The organism is Staphylococcus sp. 191, from assembly GCF_011174885.1.
In the GTDB taxonomy this organism is placed as follows: domain Bacteria; phylum Bacillota; class Bacilli; order Staphylococcales; family Staphylococcaceae; genus Staphylococcus; species Staphylococcus coagulans.
Genome location: NZ_PNRJ01000005.1, coordinates 138,300 through 158,028, shown reverse-complemented (window position 1 = coordinate 158,028; position 19,729 = coordinate 138,300). Strand labels below are relative to the sequence as shown.

Annotated in this window: 21 protein-coding genes and 1 other annotated feature; of the genes, 17 read left to right on the top strand and 4 right to left on the bottom strand. The window is 36.0% G+C overall.

Going from position 1 to position 19,729, the window contains the following annotated elements; all coding sequences use genetic code 11:
- Positions 1 to 56 precede the first annotated feature (56 nt).
- Positions 57 to 467: a transcriptional regulator, SarA/Rot family gene (locus C1H58_RS05785; RefSeq protein WP_165545616.1), complete on the top strand. Its 411-nt coding sequence runs from the start codon at positions 57 to 59 to the stop codon at positions 465 to 467.
- A 50-nt stretch (positions 468 to 517) separates the two neighbouring features.
- On the opposite strand, the gene mnmM is transcribed toward C1H58_RS05785, so the two are convergent.
- Together mnmM and mnmL are read right to left on the bottom strand one after the other, a co-directional pair.
- The gene (gene mnmM, locus C1H58_RS05780) at positions 518 to 1,078 is read right to left on the bottom strand and encodes a tRNA 5-(aminomethyl)-2-thiouridylate-methyltransferase MnmM (protein WP_060829744.1); all 561 of its coding nucleotides are present in this window, start codon (positions 1,076 to 1,078) and stop codon (positions 518 to 520) included.
- Entirely contained in the window at positions 1,075 to 2,028 is a 954-nt protein-coding gene (gene mnmL / locus C1H58_RS05775) for a tRNA modification radical SAM protein MnmL/YtqA (protein ID WP_050345488.1), read from the bottom strand. The genes mnmM and mnmL overlap by 4 nt, the downstream gene beginning before the upstream one ends.
- A gap of 144 nt (positions 2,029 to 2,172) precedes the next feature.
- Here mnmL and C1H58_RS05770 point away from each other — a divergent pair, with 144 nt between their 5' ends.
- The 3 genes from C1H58_RS05770 (at position 2,173) to C1H58_RS05760 (ending at position 6,471) form a co-directional block, all read left to right on the top strand.
- The gene (locus tag C1H58_RS05770; RefSeq protein ID WP_165545615.1) at positions 2,173 to 3,354 is read left to right on the top strand and encodes an MDR family MFS transporter; all 1,182 of its coding nucleotides are present in this window, start codon (positions 2,173 to 2,175) and stop codon (positions 3,352 to 3,354) included.
- Positions 3,355 to 3,492: 138 nt separating this feature from the next.
- Positions 3,493 to 3,680: a binding site (T-box leader), on the top strand.
- Positions 3,681 to 3,729: 49 nt separating this feature from the next.
- On the top strand, positions 3,730 to 6,141 hold the full coding sequence (leuS, locus tag C1H58_RS05765; RefSeq protein WP_165545614.1) for a leucine--tRNA ligase: 2,412 nt from the start codon (positions 3,730 to 3,732) through the stop codon (positions 6,139 to 6,141).
- Between the two features lie 18 nt (positions 6,142 to 6,159).
- Positions 6,160 to 6,471 (top strand): rhodanese-like domain-containing protein, encoded by a 312-nt coding sequence (locus tag C1H58_RS05760; RefSeq protein WP_165545613.1) that lies wholly within the window; start codon positions 6,160 to 6,162, stop codon positions 6,469 to 6,471.
- 176 nt (positions 6,472 to 6,647) lie between these two features.
- Here the strand turns inward: C1H58_RS05760 and C1H58_RS05755 are convergent, their stop codons facing one another.
- Complete coding sequence (locus tag C1H58_RS05755) at positions 6,648 to 7,904, bottom strand: BaiN/RdsA family NAD(P)/FAD-dependent oxidoreductase (RefSeq protein WP_165545612.1); 1,257 nt, start codon at positions 7,902 to 7,904, stop codon at positions 6,648 to 6,650.
- 116 nt (positions 7,905 to 8,020) lie between these two features.
- Here C1H58_RS05755 and C1H58_RS05750 point away from each other — a divergent pair, with 116 nt between their 5' ends.
- The 9 genes from C1H58_RS05750 to C1H58_RS05715 all read left to right on the top strand — a co-directional run bounded on the left by C1H58_RS05750 (position 8,021) and on the right by C1H58_RS05715 (position 16,323).
- Positions 8,021 to 9,655, top strand: a complete 1,635-nt coding sequence (locus C1H58_RS05750; protein WP_165545611.1) for a putative polysaccharide biosynthesis protein — start codon at positions 8,021 to 8,023, stop codon at positions 9,653 to 9,655.
- The gene (locus C1H58_RS05745) at positions 9,655 to 10,368 is read left to right on the top strand and encodes a pseudouridine synthase (protein WP_165545610.1); all 714 of its coding nucleotides are present in this window, start codon (positions 9,655 to 9,657) and stop codon (positions 10,366 to 10,368) included. The genes C1H58_RS05750 and C1H58_RS05745 overlap by 1 nt, the downstream gene beginning before the upstream one ends.
- A 55-nt stretch (positions 10,369 to 10,423) precedes the next feature.
- Positions 10,424 to 10,834, top strand: a complete 411-nt coding sequence (locus tag C1H58_RS05740; RefSeq protein WP_165545609.1) for a YtxH domain-containing protein — start codon at positions 10,424 to 10,426, stop codon at positions 10,832 to 10,834.
- Between the two features lie 203 nt (positions 10,835 to 11,037).
- On the top strand, positions 11,038 to 11,202 hold the full coding sequence (locus C1H58_RS12200) for a hypothetical protein (RefSeq protein WP_207623135.1): 165 nt from the start codon (positions 11,038 to 11,040) through the stop codon (positions 11,200 to 11,202).
- 88 nt (positions 11,203 to 11,290) lie between these two features.
- A complete protein-coding gene (gene pepV, locus C1H58_RS05735) occupies positions 11,291 to 12,700 on the top strand; it encodes a dipeptidase PepV (RefSeq protein ID WP_165545608.1) in 1,410 nt (469 codons plus the stop codon).
- Between the two features lie 2 nt (positions 12,701 to 12,702).
- Positions 12,703 to 13,551, top strand: coding sequence for a D-amino-acid transaminase (gene dat / locus C1H58_RS05730; protein WP_103356443.1), 849 nt, complete (start codon positions 12,703 to 12,705; stop codon positions 13,549 to 13,551).
- A gap of 233 nt (positions 13,552 to 13,784) precedes the next feature.
- Positions 13,785 to 14,576: a phosphotransferase family protein gene (locus tag C1H58_RS05725; RefSeq protein ID WP_050330650.1), complete on the top strand. Its 792-nt coding sequence runs from the start codon at positions 13,785 to 13,787 to the stop codon at positions 14,574 to 14,576.
- A gap of 12 nt (positions 14,577 to 14,588) precedes the next feature.
- Positions 14,589 to 15,236, top strand: coding sequence for a tRNA (guanosine(46)-N7)-methyltransferase TrmB (gene trmB, locus C1H58_RS05720; protein ID WP_050345496.1), 648 nt, complete (start codon positions 14,589 to 14,591; stop codon positions 15,234 to 15,236).
- Positions 15,237 to 15,501: 265 nt separating this feature from the next.
- A complete protein-coding gene (locus tag C1H58_RS05715) occupies positions 15,502 to 16,323 on the top strand; it encodes a YtnP family quorum-quenching lactonase (RefSeq protein WP_165545607.1) in 822 nt (273 codons plus the stop codon).
- A gap of 40 nt (positions 16,324 to 16,363) precedes the next feature.
- Here the strand turns inward: C1H58_RS05715 and C1H58_RS05710 are convergent, their stop codons facing one another.
- Positions 16,364 to 16,681, bottom strand: a complete 318-nt coding sequence (locus tag C1H58_RS05710) for a hypothetical protein (protein ID WP_016425369.1) — start codon at positions 16,679 to 16,681, stop codon at positions 16,364 to 16,366.
- Between the two features lie 94 nt (positions 16,682 to 16,775).
- Here C1H58_RS05710 and C1H58_RS05705 point away from each other — a divergent pair, with 94 nt between their 5' ends.
- From C1H58_RS05705 to ytpR, 4 genes are all read left to right on the top strand, one after another.
- Positions 16,776 to 17,843, top strand: a complete 1,068-nt coding sequence (locus C1H58_RS05705) for a M42 family metallopeptidase (RefSeq protein WP_165545606.1) — start codon at positions 16,776 to 16,778, stop codon at positions 17,841 to 17,843.
- Between the two features lie 11 nt (positions 17,844 to 17,854).
- Complete coding sequence (locus C1H58_RS05700) at positions 17,855 to 18,163, top strand: thioredoxin family protein (RefSeq protein WP_165545605.1); 309 nt, start codon at positions 17,855 to 17,857, stop codon at positions 18,161 to 18,163.
- A gap of 92 nt (positions 18,164 to 18,255) precedes the next feature.
- Positions 18,256 to 19,122 (top strand): DUF1444 domain-containing protein, encoded by an 867-nt coding sequence (locus tag C1H58_RS05695; protein WP_165545604.1) that lies wholly within the window; start codon positions 18,256 to 18,258, stop codon positions 19,120 to 19,122.
- Between the two features lie 5 nt (positions 19,123 to 19,127).
- Positions 19,128 to 19,727: a YtpR family tRNA-binding protein gene (gene ytpR / locus C1H58_RS05690; RefSeq protein ID WP_050330656.1), complete on the top strand. Its 600-nt coding sequence runs from the start codon at positions 19,128 to 19,130 to the stop codon at positions 19,725 to 19,727.
- Positions 19,728 to 19,729: the final 2 nt, after the last annotated feature.

The following is a 19,729-nucleotide window of genomic DNA, read 5'->3' as shown; positions in this document are numbered from 1 at the left end:
ATAATAATTTGGGTAAAGATTCATGATAGGCAGTCTAATTGAATGGGGGCTTAATCATGGCTAAAAAGAAAAACTATCAAGTAAGTGATATTGTGTTATTAGATAATCTTCAAAAAGAGGTTGAATATATTTTTGAAGCGATTGAGGAAAAGTATCATTTATCAAAAGAAGAATTTTTGATTTTACTTACACTTTGGGATAAAGGGTCAATGACGTTAAAAGAAATGGATCACTATGTCAAAGTCAAAACGTACAGACGGACAAGAACTTTCAACAATCTTGTAGAGTTGAAATGGTTAGTAAAAGAACGACCATCTGATGATGAGAGAACAGTCATAATTCATTTTAATGAAGAAAAAGAACAAGATAAACAAGAACTGATTAACTTTGCGTGTAACGAAATTGAAAACCGAGAACAAAACTTAAAAGATTTACTGAATTCTATTATAAACGGTTGCGATATATAATAAAAAAACTGGATTTGAGTCCAAAGAATGACTTAAATCCAGTTTTTGTTTTATCTTTTTTCAATACCTATAATAAAAGGGGGACGATTTTGTTGATTGATGAATTCGTACTTCAAGATATGTGCTTTTTGCTGATCAAATGCTGTTAAATATTGCAATAGCGCTTGACTTTCTTCATAACCTTCATCGTGACCAGGGTACACTGCTAACACGATGATACCTTGAGGTTGTAAAAGTTCAAAAATATGTTCTATCGCTTGAATTGTCGTTGAAGGCCGTGTGACAATAGATTTATCTCCTTTAGGCAGATAACCTAAATTAAAAAGTGCAGCGTGAATACGATCACGATGTTTCTCTGAAATAAATTGTGTAATTTTTTCATGACCCGTTTGGTAAAGTGACACATTTTTAAAATCGGCAACTTTCTTTGCGGTGTTTTCAATTGCGGTTGATTGAATGTCGCATCCATATACATGACCAGAAGGGACGGCCTGTGCTAAAAAAAGCGTGTCATAACCATTTCCACAAGTTGCATCGATCACAACGCTTTCTGGTGAAATATGACTTTGGATAAGTGATTTTGCGAATGGGAGGATACGTTCAACTATCATAGTTGTACCTGTGCTTCATAGTATTGACCTTGCACTGTACCACGTCTTTCAAGTTCAGTATCAATATCATTCAATACTTCCCATTTATTCACACTCCACATTGGTCCAATCATTAAATCAATAGGGCCATCGCCTGTGATTCGATGAACGACCATTTCAGGTGGCAGTTGCTCAAGTTGATCACATACTAAACTAATGTATTCTGATTTAGACATAAAAGTTAGTAACCCTTTTTCATACTGTTTTACCATTGGTGTCCCTTTTAATAGATGGAGAAGGTGAATCTTAATACCTTGAACATCCATTTGTGCTACAGTTTTAGCAGTCTCCATCATCATGTCATAGTCTTCACCAGGTAGACCGTTAATAATGTGAGAGCAGACATTGATATCATGTTTTCTAAGTTTAGCGACACCTTCATAGTAGCAATTCATATCATGTGCACGATTGATTAAGTCTGACGTAGACTGGTGGACCGTTTGGAGACCCAGTTCGACCCATAAATATGTACGTTGATTTAACTCTGCTAAATATTCAACAACATCATCTGGTAAACAATCTGGACGTGTACCAATTGATAAACCAACGACGCCCGGTTGTTTTAGAGCACTTTCAAATTTTTCACGGAGCACATCTACAGGGGCGTGTGTATTAGTAAATGCTTGGAAATAGGCAATATACTGACCTTCACGCCACTTTTCATGCATGCGTGATTTTATTTCTTTGAATTGTACTTCTATTGGATCGACACGATTGCCCGCAAAGTCTCCGCTACCCGCAGCAGAACAAAATGTACAACCGCCATGTGCGACAGTTCCATCTCGGTTGGGACAATCAAAGCCGGCATCGAGTGCCACTTTAAATATTTTTTGATTAAATTTATTTTTTAGAAGATAGTTTAATGTATGATAGCGTTTTTGATCAAATGCATATGGAAAATAAACCCCCATGATTATCGTCCTTTCAAAATTCATAATTAAAACGGATTTTTTGATACTGTGTTAAAATTCTTATTAACTGTATTTCAAGATTTTAACATATTTTAGACTAATCGTGTTATAGTGTGATTTAGATAGAAAAGGAGTGTGTCATCAATGAAAATGCCAAAAGAAATATGGTGGCTTGTAATTGGTATGGCAATAAATATTACGGGAGCGAGTTTTTTATGGCCACTCAACACGATTTATATGAGTCAAGCTTTAGGTAAATCGTTAAGTACAGCCGGTGTTGTATTAATGGTGAATTCATTTGGTATGATAGCGGGTAATTTGTTAGGTGGAACTTTATTTGATAAGTTGGGTGGCTATCGAACGATTATGTTGGGTACGGTTATCAGCTTATGTGCAACCCTACTATTGAATTTATTTCACGGATGGCCATGGTATGCAGTTTGGCTCATTATGCTTGGATTTGGAGGCGGCATGATTATCCCGGCTATTTATGCAATGGCAGGTGCTGTTTGGCCACAAGGTGGGAGACAAACATTTAATGCCATTTATTTAGCCCAAAATATCGGTGTTGCTTTAGGGGCGGCTTTAGGCGGTGTCGTAGCAGAATTAAGCTTTAATTATATATTTATGGCAAACCTTGCGATGTATGTTGTATTTTTCTTCATCGCTCTATTTAATTTCAACATGGATTATCATGCGACGGTTAAGCAACACGATACGATTGAAGAAATTGCACATCTGCAGAATAAAAAACATTTTAATGCACTTCTTTTATTGTGTGTCATGTTTGCTTGTTGTTGGATTACGTATGTTCAATGGCAAACAACGATTGCTTCATTTACACAAAGTATCGGCATTTCTATGAGTCAATATAGTTTATTATGGACTATTAACGGTGTCTTGATACTCATTGGTCAACCTTTAATTACACCAATCGTTCAATTTTTCAAAGGACAGTTAAAAAAACAATTATATTTCGGATTGTTTGTCTTTATATTATCCTTTTTGGTGACGAGCTTTGCCAAATCATTTTCAATTTTTGTCGTAGGTATCGTCATTATGACGTTTGCAGAAATGTTTGTATGGCCAGCTGTACCAACGATAGCAAATGCGTTAGCACCTAAGGGTCGTCAAGGTGTCTATCAAGGTATCGTCAATTCAGCTTCTACTGTCGGCAAAGCTTTCGGACCGTTAATCGGTGGGATATTAGTAGACCTCTTTAATATGCAAGTGATGTTTTTATCTATGATAGGATTGTTAGTTATCGCAATGATATTTTTATCTATCTATGATAGAAAAGTGGATCCAAAGATTTTATATCATTAACGATGCTAAAATGAGGCTTGCATATTTGTGTTAATTTTTTTAATATAGATAATGATTAAAGTCATCGGAAGCATAGTTTTTAACGGTTTCATCTCAAAGTTTCTTTAATAACGAAGTATTGAGTGTAATTGTACTATTTTCAAGTGATTAAAATGGAGTAGTAACTTAACTGTATTTCTTAAGAGAGCTAGTGGTGGTGCGAACTAGTGAAAACATTAAGTGAACTTGCCAATGTAATTAAATAATAATTAACATCTCTAACTATTTTTATGAAGTGCACGTTTAGCGTGAATAAGGGTGGTACCGCGGCATGAGTCGTCCCTTACCATTGAAGAATAGTTCGAGATGTTTTTTTATGAATAGGAGGATTTAGTAGTGAATTATAATCATCAAGAAATTGAAAAAAAGTGGCAAACGTATTGGTTACAAAACAAAACTTTTAAAACGGAAGATCATTTAGGTCAAAAGAAATTTTATGCATTAGATATGTTTCCATATCCTTCAGGAGCAGGCTTACATGTAGGGCATCCAGAGGGCTATACTGCAACTGACATTTTGTCACGTTATAAAAGAATGCAAGGTTACAATGTGCTTCATCCAATGGGGTGGGATGCGTTTGGCTTACCTGCAGAGCAATATGCTTTAGATACGGGTAATGATCCAGCAGAATTTACGCGTACAAACATCCAAACTTTTAAAAGACAAATCCAAGAGCTTGGTTTTAGTTACGATTGGGATCGTGAGTTAAGTACAACAGATCCAGACTATTATAAATGGACGCAATGGATTTTTATTCAATTGTATAAAAAAGGTTTAGCTTATATCGATGAAATCCCAGTAAACTGGTGTGAAGCATTAGGTACGGTTCTATCAAACGAAGAAGTTGTAGATGGTGTATCTGAACGTGGCGGACATCCTGTTGTACGCCGCCCTATGAAACAATGGGTGCTTCGTATTACAGAATATGCGGATCGTTTATTGGAAGACTTAGATGATCTGGATTGGCCAGAGTCCCTTAAAGACATGCAACGAAATTGGATTGGTCGTTCAGAGGGTGCCAAAGTTATTTATAAAGAAGCGAAATCAGAAAAAGCGATTGAAGTGTTTACGACGCGACCTGATACTATTTACGGTGCTACTTTCCTAGTATTAAGTCCTGAACATGCATTAGTCAATGAAATAACAACGACTGAACAATCGCAAGCTGTCCAAAAATATCAAGACGAAGCGAGTAAAAAATCTGATTTAGAGCGAACGGATTTAGCAAAAGAAAAGACGGGTGTGTTTACAGGTGCTTATGCGATTCATCCGATGACAGGCGAACAAATTCCAATTTGGATTGCAGATTATGTGCTTGCTTCTTATGGTACCGGCGCGGTAATGGCTGTACCTGGACACGATGAACGTGACTATGAATTTGCTGAGACATTTAATTTACCAGTTAAAACAGTTATTGATAATGACGCTGATACACCTTACTACACGGGTAATGGTCCGCATATTCATTCTGAATCGTTAAGTGGTCTTGAAAATGAAGATGCGATTGCGAAAGCGATTCAACTCCTTGAAGAAAAAGGCGTCGGTGAAAAGAAAGTTAATTATAAACTTCGAGATTGGTTGTTTAGTCGTCAACGTTATTGGGGTGAACCGATTCCGATTATTCATTGGGAAGATGGTTCAATGTCAACTGTACCAGAAAATGAATTACCATTATTGCTTCCTAAAACAGATCAAATCAAACCTTCTGGTACAGGTGAATCTCCATTAGCTAATATAGACGCATTTGTGAATGTTACAGATCCTGAAACAGGGATGAAAGGGCGTCGAGAAACCAATACAATGCCACAATGGGCTGGAAGTTGCTGGTATTATTTACGCTATATTGATCCTAAAAATGATCAAATGTTAGCAGACCCTGAAAAATTGAAACATTGGTTGCCTGTTGATTTATATATTGGTGGCGTTGAACATGCGGTATTACACCTACTCTACGCGCGTTTTTGGCATAAAGTGCTTTATGATTTAGGTGTGGTCCCAACTAAAGAGCCATTCCAAAAATTATTTAACCAAGGTATGATTTTAGGTGAAGGTCATGAGAAAATGAGTAAATCGAAAGGAAACGTTGTAAATCCTGACGATATTATTGTTTCTCATGGTGCAGACACTTTACGACTTTATGAAATGTTCATGGGGCCTTTAGAAGCTTCAATCTCTTGGAGTGAGAAAGGTTTAGATGGTTCACGTCGCTTTTTAGATCGCGTTTGGCGTTTATTTGTAAATGAAGATGGTACATTAACAGATAAAGTCGTTGATGATGATACGCCGGCATTACAAAATGTTTATCATCAAACAGTTAAAAAAGTAACGGAAGACTTTGAATCCCTTAATTTTAATACAGCAATCAGTCAATTAATGGTCTTTATCAATGATTGTTATAAGGCTGAGACGATTTCTCGTGCTTATGTGGAAGGTTTTGTTAAAATGTTAGCACCGATTGCACCACATTTAGGGGAAGAATTGTGGTCAATTTTAGGACATGAGACAACGATTACTTATCAACCATGGCCAAGTTATGATGAATCCCTTCTTGAAGCAGCAGTTGTCGAGATTGTGTTACAAGTCAATGGCAAAGTGCGTGCGAAAGTGGAAATTCCTAAAGACCTGTCAAAAGAAGAAATGGAACAAATGGCATTGGCCAATGACAGTGTAAAAACAGCAATTGAGGGTAAAGAGATTAAGAAAGTGATTGCGGTTCCGCAAAAACTTGTTAATATTGTTGCGAAATAATTGAAAGGATGAGGAAGTGTGAGAGAGATCAGTGTCGATCAATTAAAAGAAATGATTATGAGCTCAGAACCTGTTCATGTCGTCGATGTTCGTGAAGATGAAGAGGTTGCGATGGGAATGATTCCTGAAGCGGAGCACATTCCAATGAATCAAATTCCTGAAAAGCTCGATGATTTTAATAAAAATACAACATATTATATCGTTTGCGCTGGGGGCGTTCGAAGTGCAAAAGTTGTAGATTATTTAAATCAACATGATATTGATGCGGTCAATATCGAAGGTGGTATGCACGCATGGGGCGATGGGGGCTTAGAATATAAACGCATCTAATGATGTATTAGATAGGTCGCTTCATGATGGAGAGGGATAACGAAGGATTTTCCAATGTTATCCTCATTCCTACCCCATATAACTCAATATGAGTATTAAAGAAGTTAGACAGACGAGGTTGGAATACTTTTCCCAGCCTCGTCTATATTTTTGATTATTTAACAATTTATCATTGGTTACTCTACAAATCCTGCGAAGTAGCCCGCAACATAGCCTGTTACTAATGCACTTGTAATATTATAACCCCCGGTGTAACCATGAATATCTAAAACTTCACCACACAAAAATAAACCAGGTGTAATCTTTGATTCCATGGTGCTCGGCACAATTTCTTTAATATCCACACCGCCACCTGTAACAAATGCTTTTTCAATAGGGAGGGTTCCATGTACCTCGAAAGTAAAGGCCTTGAACAAATGCGTGAGTTCAGTCAATTTTTGTTGACTTAAATGATGATAAGTCATTTGAGGTGCAATGTTCGCTTCATCTATTATAAAAGATAAGTAACGTTCTTCTATAAGACCTTTGAGCGCATTTTTGATATGTTTATCAGGTTGAGATTTTAATTTCTGTTCAATTTGTTGTTTTAATGTACTTTCTTTAATATCAGGAAAAGCATCAATTTGCATTTTGATATGTGTTTGTTGTTGTGCTTTTTGTTCATAATAGACGAATTGACTACATCTTAAAGCAGCAGGACCACTAATACCAAAATGAGTGAAGATCATATCCATTTGATGAGTGATTCTTTTTTTGCCATTTTTTCTTAAAACTGAAAGTCCAACATTACTCAAGCTAAGCCCTTTTAATTGTTGTTTTTTAATAAAAGGGGCATTTGATTTAATAGGGACTTCAGTTGGGAAAAGTGGTGTAATATGATGACCTAACACTGTAGCAAAACGGTAACCATCTCCAGTGGAACCTGTTTGTGGGACACTTGTGCCACCTGTTGCAATAATTATGGATTTACCTTGATACGTTGTGCCATCTTGCAACTTGACAATAAAATGGCCTTCGTTTTGCTTTTCAACGGATGTGACCACATGTTGTTCTTTAATAGTGACATTATGATCATGAAGTGTTTTGATGAGTGCATCTAAAACATCTTGTGATTGATTCGATACCGGAAACATGCGTCCATGATCTTCTTCTTTTAAAGGCACACCCCGTGTTTCAAAAAATTCTATAATGGATTGATTATCGAAAATAGAAAAGGGACTATATAAAAATTTACCGTTTCCTGGTATGTTTTTAATGATCTCAGCATAGGGGAGACGGTTAGTTACATTACAACGTCCTCCACCAGAGATTTTTAATTTGCGACCTAAACCTTTCTTTTTTTCTAGTAATAGGACGGACTTACCATGTTGGCTCGCTGATATTGCAGCCATAAGCCCACTCGGTCCACCGCCGATGACGATTGATTGATACATATTGTAAAAACCCCTTAAAGTTGATATTTTGATTTTAACATATCTTTATTCGGTGTATAATAACCATATTGTGTTATAATTTGAGTTTGAAAAATTGAAGAGTAGGTAGGTTGGCTATGAGTGAAAATAAGGAATTGGTAAGAGGGACTTTTTTACTCACATTAAGTATCCTCATTACTAAAGTTTTAGGCATCATTTATATTATTCCGTTTTATCGAATTATCGGTGGCGCCGATAATTTAGCGCCTTTTAACTATGCGTATGGGCCATACAATATCGCGATAGCGGTTGCGACAGCAGGTGTTCCGCTTGCAGCATCAAAATATGTAGCAAAGTATAACGCATTAGGCGCATATCGTGTCAGTCAAAAGTTATACAAATCGAGTTTTGTGGTGATGAGTATCACCGGTATTTTAGGCTTTTTAGCACTGTATTTGTTATCTCCAACAATTGCGTCAATAACAATTGCAAACAATACAGATCAAAAAGCAGGATGGACAGTTGATCAAATAACTTCCATCATTAGAACAATTAGTTTTGTGGTGATTTTTATACCTGTACTTGCAACTTGGCGAGGTGTGTTTCAAGGTTATAAATCCATGGGGCCTACTGCGCTTTCAGAAGTGACAGAACAAATTGCGCGTATTATTTTTATCCTTTTAGGAAGCTATCTTGTATTGAACGTTTTTGATGGTTCAGTCTTATTGGCGAATGGTATCGCAACTTTTGGTGCGGCAATTGGGGCGATTGCAGGTATTTTGACACTATGGTGGTACTGGATTAAACGTCGTAAAGGAATACATGAAATGGTTGAATCCGATACGACAGGAATCGATGTTTCGTATAAACATATGTACAAAGAAATTATATCTTACAGTATTCCTTTCGTTATTGTGAGTTTGAATTTCCCATTATTTATGATTGTTGACCAATTAACACACAATCACGCTTTAGCGATTGCCGGTGTTGAAACACGTTTACAAGATATGTTCTTTACAATGTTAAACATGACGACTAACAAGATTGTCATGATTCCTACGTCTTTAGCGGCAGGTTTTGCGATTAGTTTGATTCCTTTTATTACGAAAACGTATGAAAAAGGTGATTTTGAAGAGATGCATCACCAAATTCAAACGGCTTTAGGTGTCTTAATGTATATTACTGTACCTGCCAGTTTAGGGATTATGTCTCTAGCTGTGCCATTATATACTGTTTTTTATGAATATAGTATTGATGGTAGTCGTTTATTGTTTTATTATGCACCAGTCGCAATTTTAATTTCTTTATTAAGCGTGACTGCTTCAATGCTTCAAGGTATTGATAAACAGAAACTTACTGTTTTCATTATTTTAGGTTCTGTCGTATTGAAATTCCTATTAAACATGCCGCTTATTATTATGTTTGAAACAGCTGGAGCGATTTTAAGTACTGCAATTGCATTACTCTTTGCGATTTTATGTAATTTTGTTGTATTAAAAAAATATGCACGTTTTAAATTCTATGACACGCTACTGGATACATGTAAAATTTTATTCTATGGCTTTTTAATGATGATTATCGTAGAAGCTATCTATTACGTGTTACAACTCTTTATTTCTCCAGCGAGTCACGTAGGTGCATTCATTATAACTATGATTTGTGCAGTCATTGGTGCATTAATCTACGGTGGCATTACAATAAAAACGAGACTTGCAGATAAGTTTTTAGGTAATATTCCAAATAAAATTCGTCAAAAAGTTGTTTTCTTATAATGAGAATTGATAAGTTTCTCTCTCAAATGGGATTCGGTACACGTTCTGAGGTCAAAGTATTAATTAAAAAAGGTGTTGTAACTTGTAATCAAGACCGTATTAAAAGTCCAAAATTTCAAATCGATGCGGATACCGATTTAATAGAAGTTAATGGTGAAAAAGTTCAATATGAGCCTTTTCAATATTTAATGATGAATAAACCTAAAGGCGTTATCTCAGCAACCGAAGACCCAGTCCATGAAACGGTTATTGATTTAGTAAAGGACAATTCACATTTAGACTTATTTCCTGTAGGTCGATTAGATAAAGATACTGAAGGCTTATTATTCATTACTAACGATGGGAAATTTAATCATGAATTAATGAGTCCGAACAAGCATGTTGCAAAAACTTATTGGGTTGAAGCTAAAAACCAACTTGAAATGTCGAATATTACCGCATTTGAAAAAGGGATTACTTTAAAAGAAGGATTACTCAAACCTGCGCAATTAGAAATATTAGAACCTCAAAACACTGCGCTTGTTACGATACAAGAAGGGAAATATCATCAAGTTAAGCGGATGTTTCATGCGATTGATAATGAAGTGTTGGCATTGAAACGGATAGCCATTGGTGATGTACAATTGGATGAGACGCTTAAGCCAGGTGAATGTCGGGCGTTAACTGCAGAAGAACTAACTGCTCTTTATCCCACTTTGAATTCAAAAAATTAATGTTTAAATCTTTGTTAGCCGGGTAACCTTACACTAAACAAATTGAGGTGATATCATGGCTAAATCTGGAAAATTTTTAAGAGCGGCTATCGGTATTGGAAGCGCTGTTGCTGCAGTTGTACTTTCTAATAAAGATAACCGTGACAAATTAAAAAAAGAATATAACAAATATAAAGAAAACCCAGAAGATTATAAAAAACGCGCACAAGAAAAAGCTTCGCAACTTGGTGAAGCTGCCACACAAGAATTTAATAAAGTGAAAGAGGATCCAAAAGCTTACGTGAATGAAGCTAAGCAATACCCAAAAAGTTTTATTAATAATAAAAAAGAACAGTTGTTAAATAATGATACTACAGACACAACGGATAAAAGAGCAGCCAAATTCGATGATGAAGGTGGCGGTAATCCAGCAAATAATTTGCGCATTGTGACTGAAGAGGAATTGAATAATAAGAATCAATCATAAAGTAAAGGATTTGTGAAACGATAAATCATTTTGATCTACTTTCATTTATTTAACTGGAAGTTGAGTGACATATACGTCTGAACAACCAATAGTGATTGCGTCATTTAATCGTTTTACAATGACTTTCTAGGGTTGGGGGATTATTACAAATTTGACTACAAATGGCTTTGTATTAATAATTCTGCAACCCTAGTTCATTCAAATTGAAGACATATCAATTTGAAATTGTCGACGAATCAGTATTTGGTGTATATCAAGTGAGCTGGTTCGTTTTTTTATTCAATAAAACCAAAAAAGAATGTACGCGTGCTGATGAGGGCAGATTGCGCTTCGTCTGTCGCAAACGATTGATTATGTTTGAAAAATAAAATGTGAGCCCATCAGTTTTACTGTTGTTTATTGAATAATTCATGTAGAATAGAAAGTACAATTATTAAAAAGGAAGAGATGATCAGCATGTGGAGAGAAAAAGTACAAGAATATGAAGCGCAAATGATCGAAGACTTAAAAGGACTTTTATCTATTAAATCCGTACGTGATGATGCAGCAGCTACCGCAGAGGCACCAGTTGGACCTGGTCCAAGAGCGGCATTAGATTATATGTATCAACTCGCTGAAAGAGATGGGTTTAACACATTTGATACAGATCACTTAGCAGGTCGTATTGAGATTGGAAAAGGCGCGGAGTTGTTCGGAATTTTGGGTCATGTCGACGTTGTACCTGCTGGAGACGGATGGGATACAGATCCATTTGACCCGGTTGAAACAGAAGACCGCATTATTGCACGTGGTACATTAGATGACAAAGGCCCAACTATTGCCGCATATTACGCAGTTAAAATTCTTAATGATATGAATGTGGATTGGAAAAAAAGAATACATATTATCATTGGAAGTGATGAGGAATCTGATTGGAAATGTACAGAGCGCTATTTTAAAACAGAGGAAATGCCGTCAATCGGTATTGCACCAGATGCAGAGTTCCCGTTAATTCATGGTGAAAAAGGAATTACAACTTTTGATATTAAACAACAAACATTGGCGCAAGATGAAGATGAACCTGAAATTGAGTTGCAACAATTTGAATCTGGTGAACGTTACAACATGGTGCCTGATAAAGCACATGCACACATTTTAGTTAAAGAAAATATGACGGATACGATTCAACGGTTTGAGGCATTTCTAGCAGCGCATCAATTGACAGGAGAACATGAAGTTGACAGCGGAATTTTAAAATTAAGTGTGTACGGTAAGGCTGTACATGCAATGGATCCATCTATCGGTGTCAATGCAGGATTATATTTGATTCATTTCCTAAATACATTAAATTTAAATCAATCTGCGAAAGCATGGGCCACATTGAGTGATCAATACTTATTCGAGTCACATTTCGGAGAGAAAATGAATATGCAATTTCATTCTGAGGAAATGGGTGATGTCACTACAAACCCTGGTGTGATTCATTATGATCGTGAAAATGGAGGTACTTTCGGCATTAACCTCCGTTATCCAGAAGGCTTTGATTTTGACGCTGCGATTGCAGCATTTGAAAAAGAATTAGTATCGAAAGGTTTTGAACTTGAATTGCATAAAGTTCAAACACCACACTTTGTTAATCCGGATGATCCATTCATTCAAAAACTGTTAACAGCATATCGTAACCAAACAGGCGATATGAAACCGTCATTTACAATTGGTGGCGGAACATATGCCCGTAATTTAGATAAAGGTGTGGCATTTGGAGCAATGTTTGATGACTCTGAAGATTTAATGCACCAAAAAAATGAATATATTACTAAGAAGCAGTTATTTAACGCAACGAGCATTTATTTAGAGGCTATTTATTCGGTTTGTGTGGAGGGATAAGTATGACAAAAATATTATTGAATCAAAGTTTTGTCGATGAAAGTGAAGCAAAAGTACCTTTTAATGATAGAGGTTACAATTTTGGCGACGGCATTTATGAATATATCCGTGTTTATGATGGTAAATTATTTACTTCAAAAGAACACTTCGAGCGTTTGCTAAGAAGTGCAGCTGAAATTGGTCTTGATTTAAATCATACTGTTGAATCTTTAACAGAGCTTGTGCGTGAATTAGCTGAAGTGAATCAAGTTGTCAATGGTGGAATCTATATACAAGTGACACGTGGTGTTGCAGCTCGTGATCACGCGTTTCCTACGCCACCTGTTGAACCTGTTATCACAGGCTTTGCTAAACACTATGATCGTCCCTATGAAGCACTTGATGAAGGTGTCTCTGCAGTCACTACAGAAGATATTCGTTGGTTAAGATGTGATATTAAGAGCTTAAATCTTTTAGGTAATGTGTTAGCTAAGGAATATGCTTCGAAATATAATGCAACTGAAGCCATTCAACATCGTGATGGCGTTGTAACAGAAGGTGCATCAAGTAACGTGTATGCGATTAAAGATAACGTTGTTTATACACATCCAGTAAGCCATCTTATTTTGAATGGTATTACACGACAAGTGATTAAATGGGTTTGTGAGGACGAAAACATTACAATGAAAGAGGAACCTTTCACAGTCGCATTTTTGAAAGAGGCAGATGAAGTCATCATTTCAAGTACCTCTGTAGAAGTAATGCCGATTGTCACTTTAGATGGTGAATCTGTAAACGATGGGAAGGTCGGCCCAATCACACGCCAATTGCAAAAAGGTTTCGAACGTTATATCCGTTCTCATTCACATTAAAAAATAAATCTAATTTAACTTATGATATTTTTATGAAATTTTGTGTTGCACAAAGGTAAAAAGTCACATTTTGTGTTCCATTTTTGGTTGAAAAAAAAGGCCAATAATTATAAAATTTAACTTGAGTGCAAAACGTGAACAGAAATAAAATCATTGAAAATTGATGATGTAAATATGGCTCTTGAATAATTTTTCATGAGCCTTTTCTAATTGGAAAGTGAGGTGAGTGAGTTGTGGAGCAGTTTTATCAGTTAGGATGGACGCTTGACTCTGCTGGCGGGGCATCAGGGGAAGCTTATATGGCTGAGCAAGATGGACAAAAACTGTTTTTGAAACGGAATTCAAATCCATTTATTGCGGCATTATCAGCTGAAGGTATTGTTCCAAAATTGGTTTGGACGAAGCGGATTGAAACAGGTGAAGTAGTCACTGCGCAACATTGGAAAAATGGGCGTGAATTAACTTCAGACGAAATGGCTCAAGATAGAGTCGCCTATTTATTAAGAAAAATCCATCAATCAAAACCACTATTAACAATGCTAAAACGCATGGAAATGGCACCCATCACGCCTGAAATCATGCTGAATAAAATTAATGCTTCTTTATCGAGAGAAGTATTGACACATCATGTGATTCGTAAAGCTTTGACTTATTTAGAAGAGCATATGCCTGAATATGATCCGCGTTTTTATACAGTGGTCCATGGTGATGTTAACCACAATAACTGGTTATTATCAGATACAGATGAACTTTTCTTAGTTGACTGGGAAGGTGCGATGATTGCTGATCCAGCGATTGACATCGGTATGTTGCTCTACAACTACGTACCTGAAACCCAATGGTCTGAATGGTTTGATATATACGAGGTTAAAGAGACCTTAAATTTGAAAAAGCGAATGAAATGGTATACTGTCATTCAATCTATCGGTATGGTACAGTGGAATGAAGAACATAAACGTTATAAAGATATGAACACGTGGCTTAAATTTTTAAATCAAGTGATGGAAAGTAACGTTTTTATATAAGGAGAACGAATCATGAGAATGAGAAATAAACCGTGGGCTGAGTCCTATCTGATTGAGCATAGTGATATTGTCGATTTGGACGGTTCACATGCGCAAGAAGTCAGTAACTGGTTTGAGAAGTCACAGCCTATTCATATCGAAGTGGGCTCGGGTATGGGTAAATTCATCACGACACTTGCAAGTCAAAATCCGAATATTAATTATGTAGCAATTGAACGAGATAAAAATGTGATGATTCGCGTGTTAGATAAAGTCAATGCGTTGAAACTGACAAATATCAAATTATTATGCAATGATGCGATAAAGCTAACAGATTATTTTAAAAATGATGAAGTTGATAGAATCTATCTTAACTTTTCTGACCCATGGCCAAAAAAACGTCATACTAAACGACGTTTAACTTACCATACATTTTTAAAAATATACGAGCAAATCTTGAAAAATGATGGTGAGCTTCATTTCAAAACCGATAACCGTGGATTATTTGCATATAGTTTAGAAAGTATGTCGCAATATGGCATGTATTTTACAAAAATCAATTTAAACCTACATCAAGAAGATGAAGGTAACAATATACCTACAGAATACGAACATAAATTTGCTGAAAAAGGCTCTAGAATTTATCGTATGGAAGCCAAGTTTCACAATAAAAACCAATAGATGAAGGATCGGGCTGATAAGCATGTCAATGTTTATCAATCCGATTTTTGCTTTTTACTGGTTTTTTGTAGAGGTAACCAATTGAGGTTGCGTATGATGATACTAACTACAAATATTATATCTAAACGGAGCGAGATAGATTTGTCAGTTGGTATCGGGATTAATTCTATCATCTGGTTTGTTTATAAATGTTGTAATTTATCTTGCAATTCGTTGCATTGAACTGTTTGAGCGTCTTACAATTAATATATTAAGGAGTGGTAACATGGAAATTGGTAAATTTAAAGTTGATGCATTAGATGGTGGCTTTACTCAAATGGATGGTGGGGCTATTTTTGGTGTTGTACCTAAACCATTATGGGAAAAACAATATGCAGTGAATGATAAAAATCAAGTTCCGTTAGTCACGCATCCTATTCTAATTCGAACAGGCGATTGTAATATTCTAATTGATGCAGGTATTGGCAATCAAAAATTAACTGAGAAACAATTACGTAATTATGGTGTGATCAATGAGTCTCGTATTAAGGAAGGATTAGCACATTTTTCATTAACGCCTGAAGATATAGATCTTGTCTTAATGACACATATGCACTTTGATCATGCGACAGGGCTTACTGACGCTGAGGGGAACGCACAGTTTCCAAATGCACGCCATTATATACAACAAGACGAGTGGCATGAATTTATAGCACCTAATATTAGAAGCCAAGCAACATATTGGCCAAGTAATAGAGGCACGTATGAAGATCGAATGATTTTGTTTGAAGATACGATTGAACCCTATCCGGGTATAAAGATGAAACATACAGGTGGACATAGCTATGGGCATGTTTTAATTGAAATAGAAAGTGAAAATGAAAAAGCTGTACACATGGCAGATATTTTTAGCACAGCGGCACATCGTAATCCGCTTTGGGTGACTGCCTATGATGATTATCCGATGCAATCGATAAGAGAAAAAGAGCGCTTAACACGCTATTATGTGGCAAACCATTATTGGTTTTTGTTTTATCATGATGTTGAATATTTTGCGATACAATTAAGTGATGACTTAAAAAACATTCAAGCGCAAATCTTGAGATAACAAAAAAGGGTGGACATTAAATTGTGTCCAATCCCCTCTGCTATATTTCTATAATGTCAATGATTTGGCCATCATATGCGTCAGCGATAAATTCATAGTGGTAAATTTTACCATTGCGCTCAGCACTGATGCCCCCTTTGTATACCTCATATTCGATACCAAATTTACGATATGTTGTCGGTTCATAAAGGATATAAGACCCTGTGACATGCTTAAAATAGCTTTTAACAGAATCTATCACTTTATTGGCTGGGATATATTTCTGTTTATTCATATTCAGCACATAAAAATAACTTCCTGCAAGAACCACGCCGATTGTGATTGGTATCAATAAAGGCCAGTTTTTTTTCGATAACATAATTCACATCTCCTTGTTGAAGACTTAATTCTAGTTTACCACAGTAGAGATGATATACTAAATAAAGAGATTAAAAAAATAAGGAGTGTGCGATATGACAACAAGTACGATTGAAAAAATTAAGACTTTAACGGAACTACACGGTGCTCCTAATTTTGAACATCGCGTACGTGAATATATGAAATCAAGTATGACCCCTTACGTTGACACATTTGTATATGACCGAATGGGCGGATTTTACGGTGTAAAGAAAAGTAAAAATAAAAATGCGAAACGTATAATGGTCGCAGCTCATATGGATGAGATTGGGTTTATGATAACAGAAGTAACAACACAAGGCTTGATTAAATTTACGGCACTAGGTGGAGTGGCAAACGATATTTGGCAAGGGCAGCGTCTTAAAATTTTGACACAACAAAATGAAGAAATCATAGGGGTTGTGGCGAATATACCAAGTCACTTTAGAACAGGGCAAGAAGGCGCACCACGTATTGAAGATTTACTTTTAGATATTGGAGAAAGTTCTAAAGAGGATGTTTTAAAGCGAGGGGTACAATTAGGAGACCCTATTGTGCCACATACAGAATTATTGCAGTTATCCGAACATCGATATGCAGCGAAAGCTTGGGATAATCGTTATGGCTGTGTCATCGGTCTAGAATTACTCGAACAACTTAAAGACGTTGATTTAGATTTTGATTTATATGTTGGCGCGAATGTACAAGAAGAAGTAGGTTTACGGGGCGCTGAAGCCGCTGCTCGGCTGATCAATCCAGATGTAGCTTTTGTCGTTGATTGCTCACCTGCAAACGATATGAAAGGGCGTCAAGGTCTTTCGGGTGTACTAGGAGAAGGTGCGTTGTTAAGAATTAAAGATGGTACGATGCTACTCAAACCAGCCTTTAAATCTTATTTACAACAAGTTGCAGCTGAACACCACATCCAATATCAACATTATATCTCACCCGGAGGTACAGACGGCGGCGTCATTCATAAATCGAATATTGGTGTACCAACTGCTGTTATAGGTGTGTGTGCAAGATACATTCATAGTGTTGATGCTGTTTTTGATATTCGTGATTATCAAGCAGCAAAAGCGTGGTTAACGGCGTCTATTCGTCAATTAGATGATGAGACGATAGAACAATTACAATATCAATAGGAGTGATAGTGATGATTCAATTAGAAAGTGAACAACAATTTAATGTATTTGCTCAAAAAAATACCGTTTTCTTATTTAGTGCAGATTGGTGTCCAGATTGTCATGTCATTGAGCCGGGTTTACCTGGACTGGAAGAAAAGTATCAACAATTTGACTTTGTAAAAGTGGACCGAGATCAATTTATTGATTTAGCAATTGAACACGGTATTATGGGCATTCCGAGTTTCTTATTTTATCAAAATGGTAAACAAGTGGGTTCTTATATTGGAAAAGAACGAAAAACAGTAGAACAAATCGATCAATTTTTGAGTCAATTTTAAATAGATTTTAACCCTTGGGACATAGTTTTTCTCTAGTCCTAAGGGTATATTTATTGTAAACTAATAAAAGGCATTAAATTAGGAGTGAAAAAATGAATGTCTTTAAAATGAGAGATTTGATTAAGTCACGATTAGAAGATTTAGAGGTTCATTATCAATTTAATCGTAAAGAAGAATCTTTGAGAATTTATCGAACTGATAACCATAAAGGCTTAACAGTTAAACTTTCCCCAATTGTTGCTAAATTCAACAAAGGGCAAGAAAATATTATTGATGAAATTATTTATTACATTGAAGAAACCATTCATCAAATGAAAGATGAATCCTATAAAGCATTAGATGAGATACGTGTGATGCCTGTCATACGTTCGACAAGTTTTAATGAGAAAACAGATGATGGTAAAGTGTTTATTACTGAACCCCATACTGCTGAAACACGTATTTATTTTGCACTAGATTTAGGAAAATCGTATCGTCTCATTGATGAAACACTTATGACATCATTAAAGTTGTCCAAACAACAAATTAAAGAAATGGCGATGTTTAACGTACGTAAACTTGATAATACGTTTACGACGGATGAAGTAAAAGGGAATATCTTTTATTTTATTAATCAAAATGACGGCTATGATGCAAGTCGCATCATGAACGCAAAGCTATTAAGTGAATTTGAAGAACGATGCCAAGGTGAAATGTTAGTCGCCGTTCCACATCAAGATGTGCTCATTATTGCAGATATACGGAACAAAACAGGTTATGACGTGATGGCACATATTACTATGGACTTTTTTGCTAAAGGATTAGTTCCGATAACCTCACTTTCGTTTGCTTATCAAGAGGGGCACTTCGAACCTATTTTCATTTTAGGTAAAAATAATAAGCCTAAAAATCAAGCGCAGCCTAATGTCGTACATCACTTACGCGCAACTAAAGATAATGATAATCAAAATGAGGAGTAATGAATATGAATTTATTTTATAATCCAACAGGAGTTGGAAACGTTGCATTTTTACAAATTGACCAAGTGGAAGGACCATTTGAATATGAAAATTATGGAGATGTTGTTGCAATAAAAAAAGAAGGTGAAATCGTCGGCTTCAACCTTTTTAATGCGACGAATCACTTGAGCCTTTCAGGAGAAGGACATATTAAATTGACGGCTTCACATATTGATGACATTCAAAAAATGATTGATGAAACAGATTTGAATTATCAACTTGAAGCAGATTTATCACCGAAATTTGTAGTAGGTTATGTGCAATCAAAAGAAAAGCACCCAGATGCTGATAAATTGAGCGTTTGTCAAATTGATGTAGGTTCTGAGACGTTACAAATCGTCTGCGGTGCACCAAACATTGAGCAAGGTCAAAAAGTTGTTGTTGCTAAAGTTGGAGCTGTAATGCCAAGTGGTATGATTATTAAAGACGCTGAACTAAGAGGTGTCGCTTCAAGTGGTATGGTTTGTTCAATGAAAGAACTGAACTTACCTAATGCACCACAAGAGAAGGGAATCATGGTTTTAGAAGATAGTTATAAAGTAGGTCAACCATTTTTCGATGAATAAAG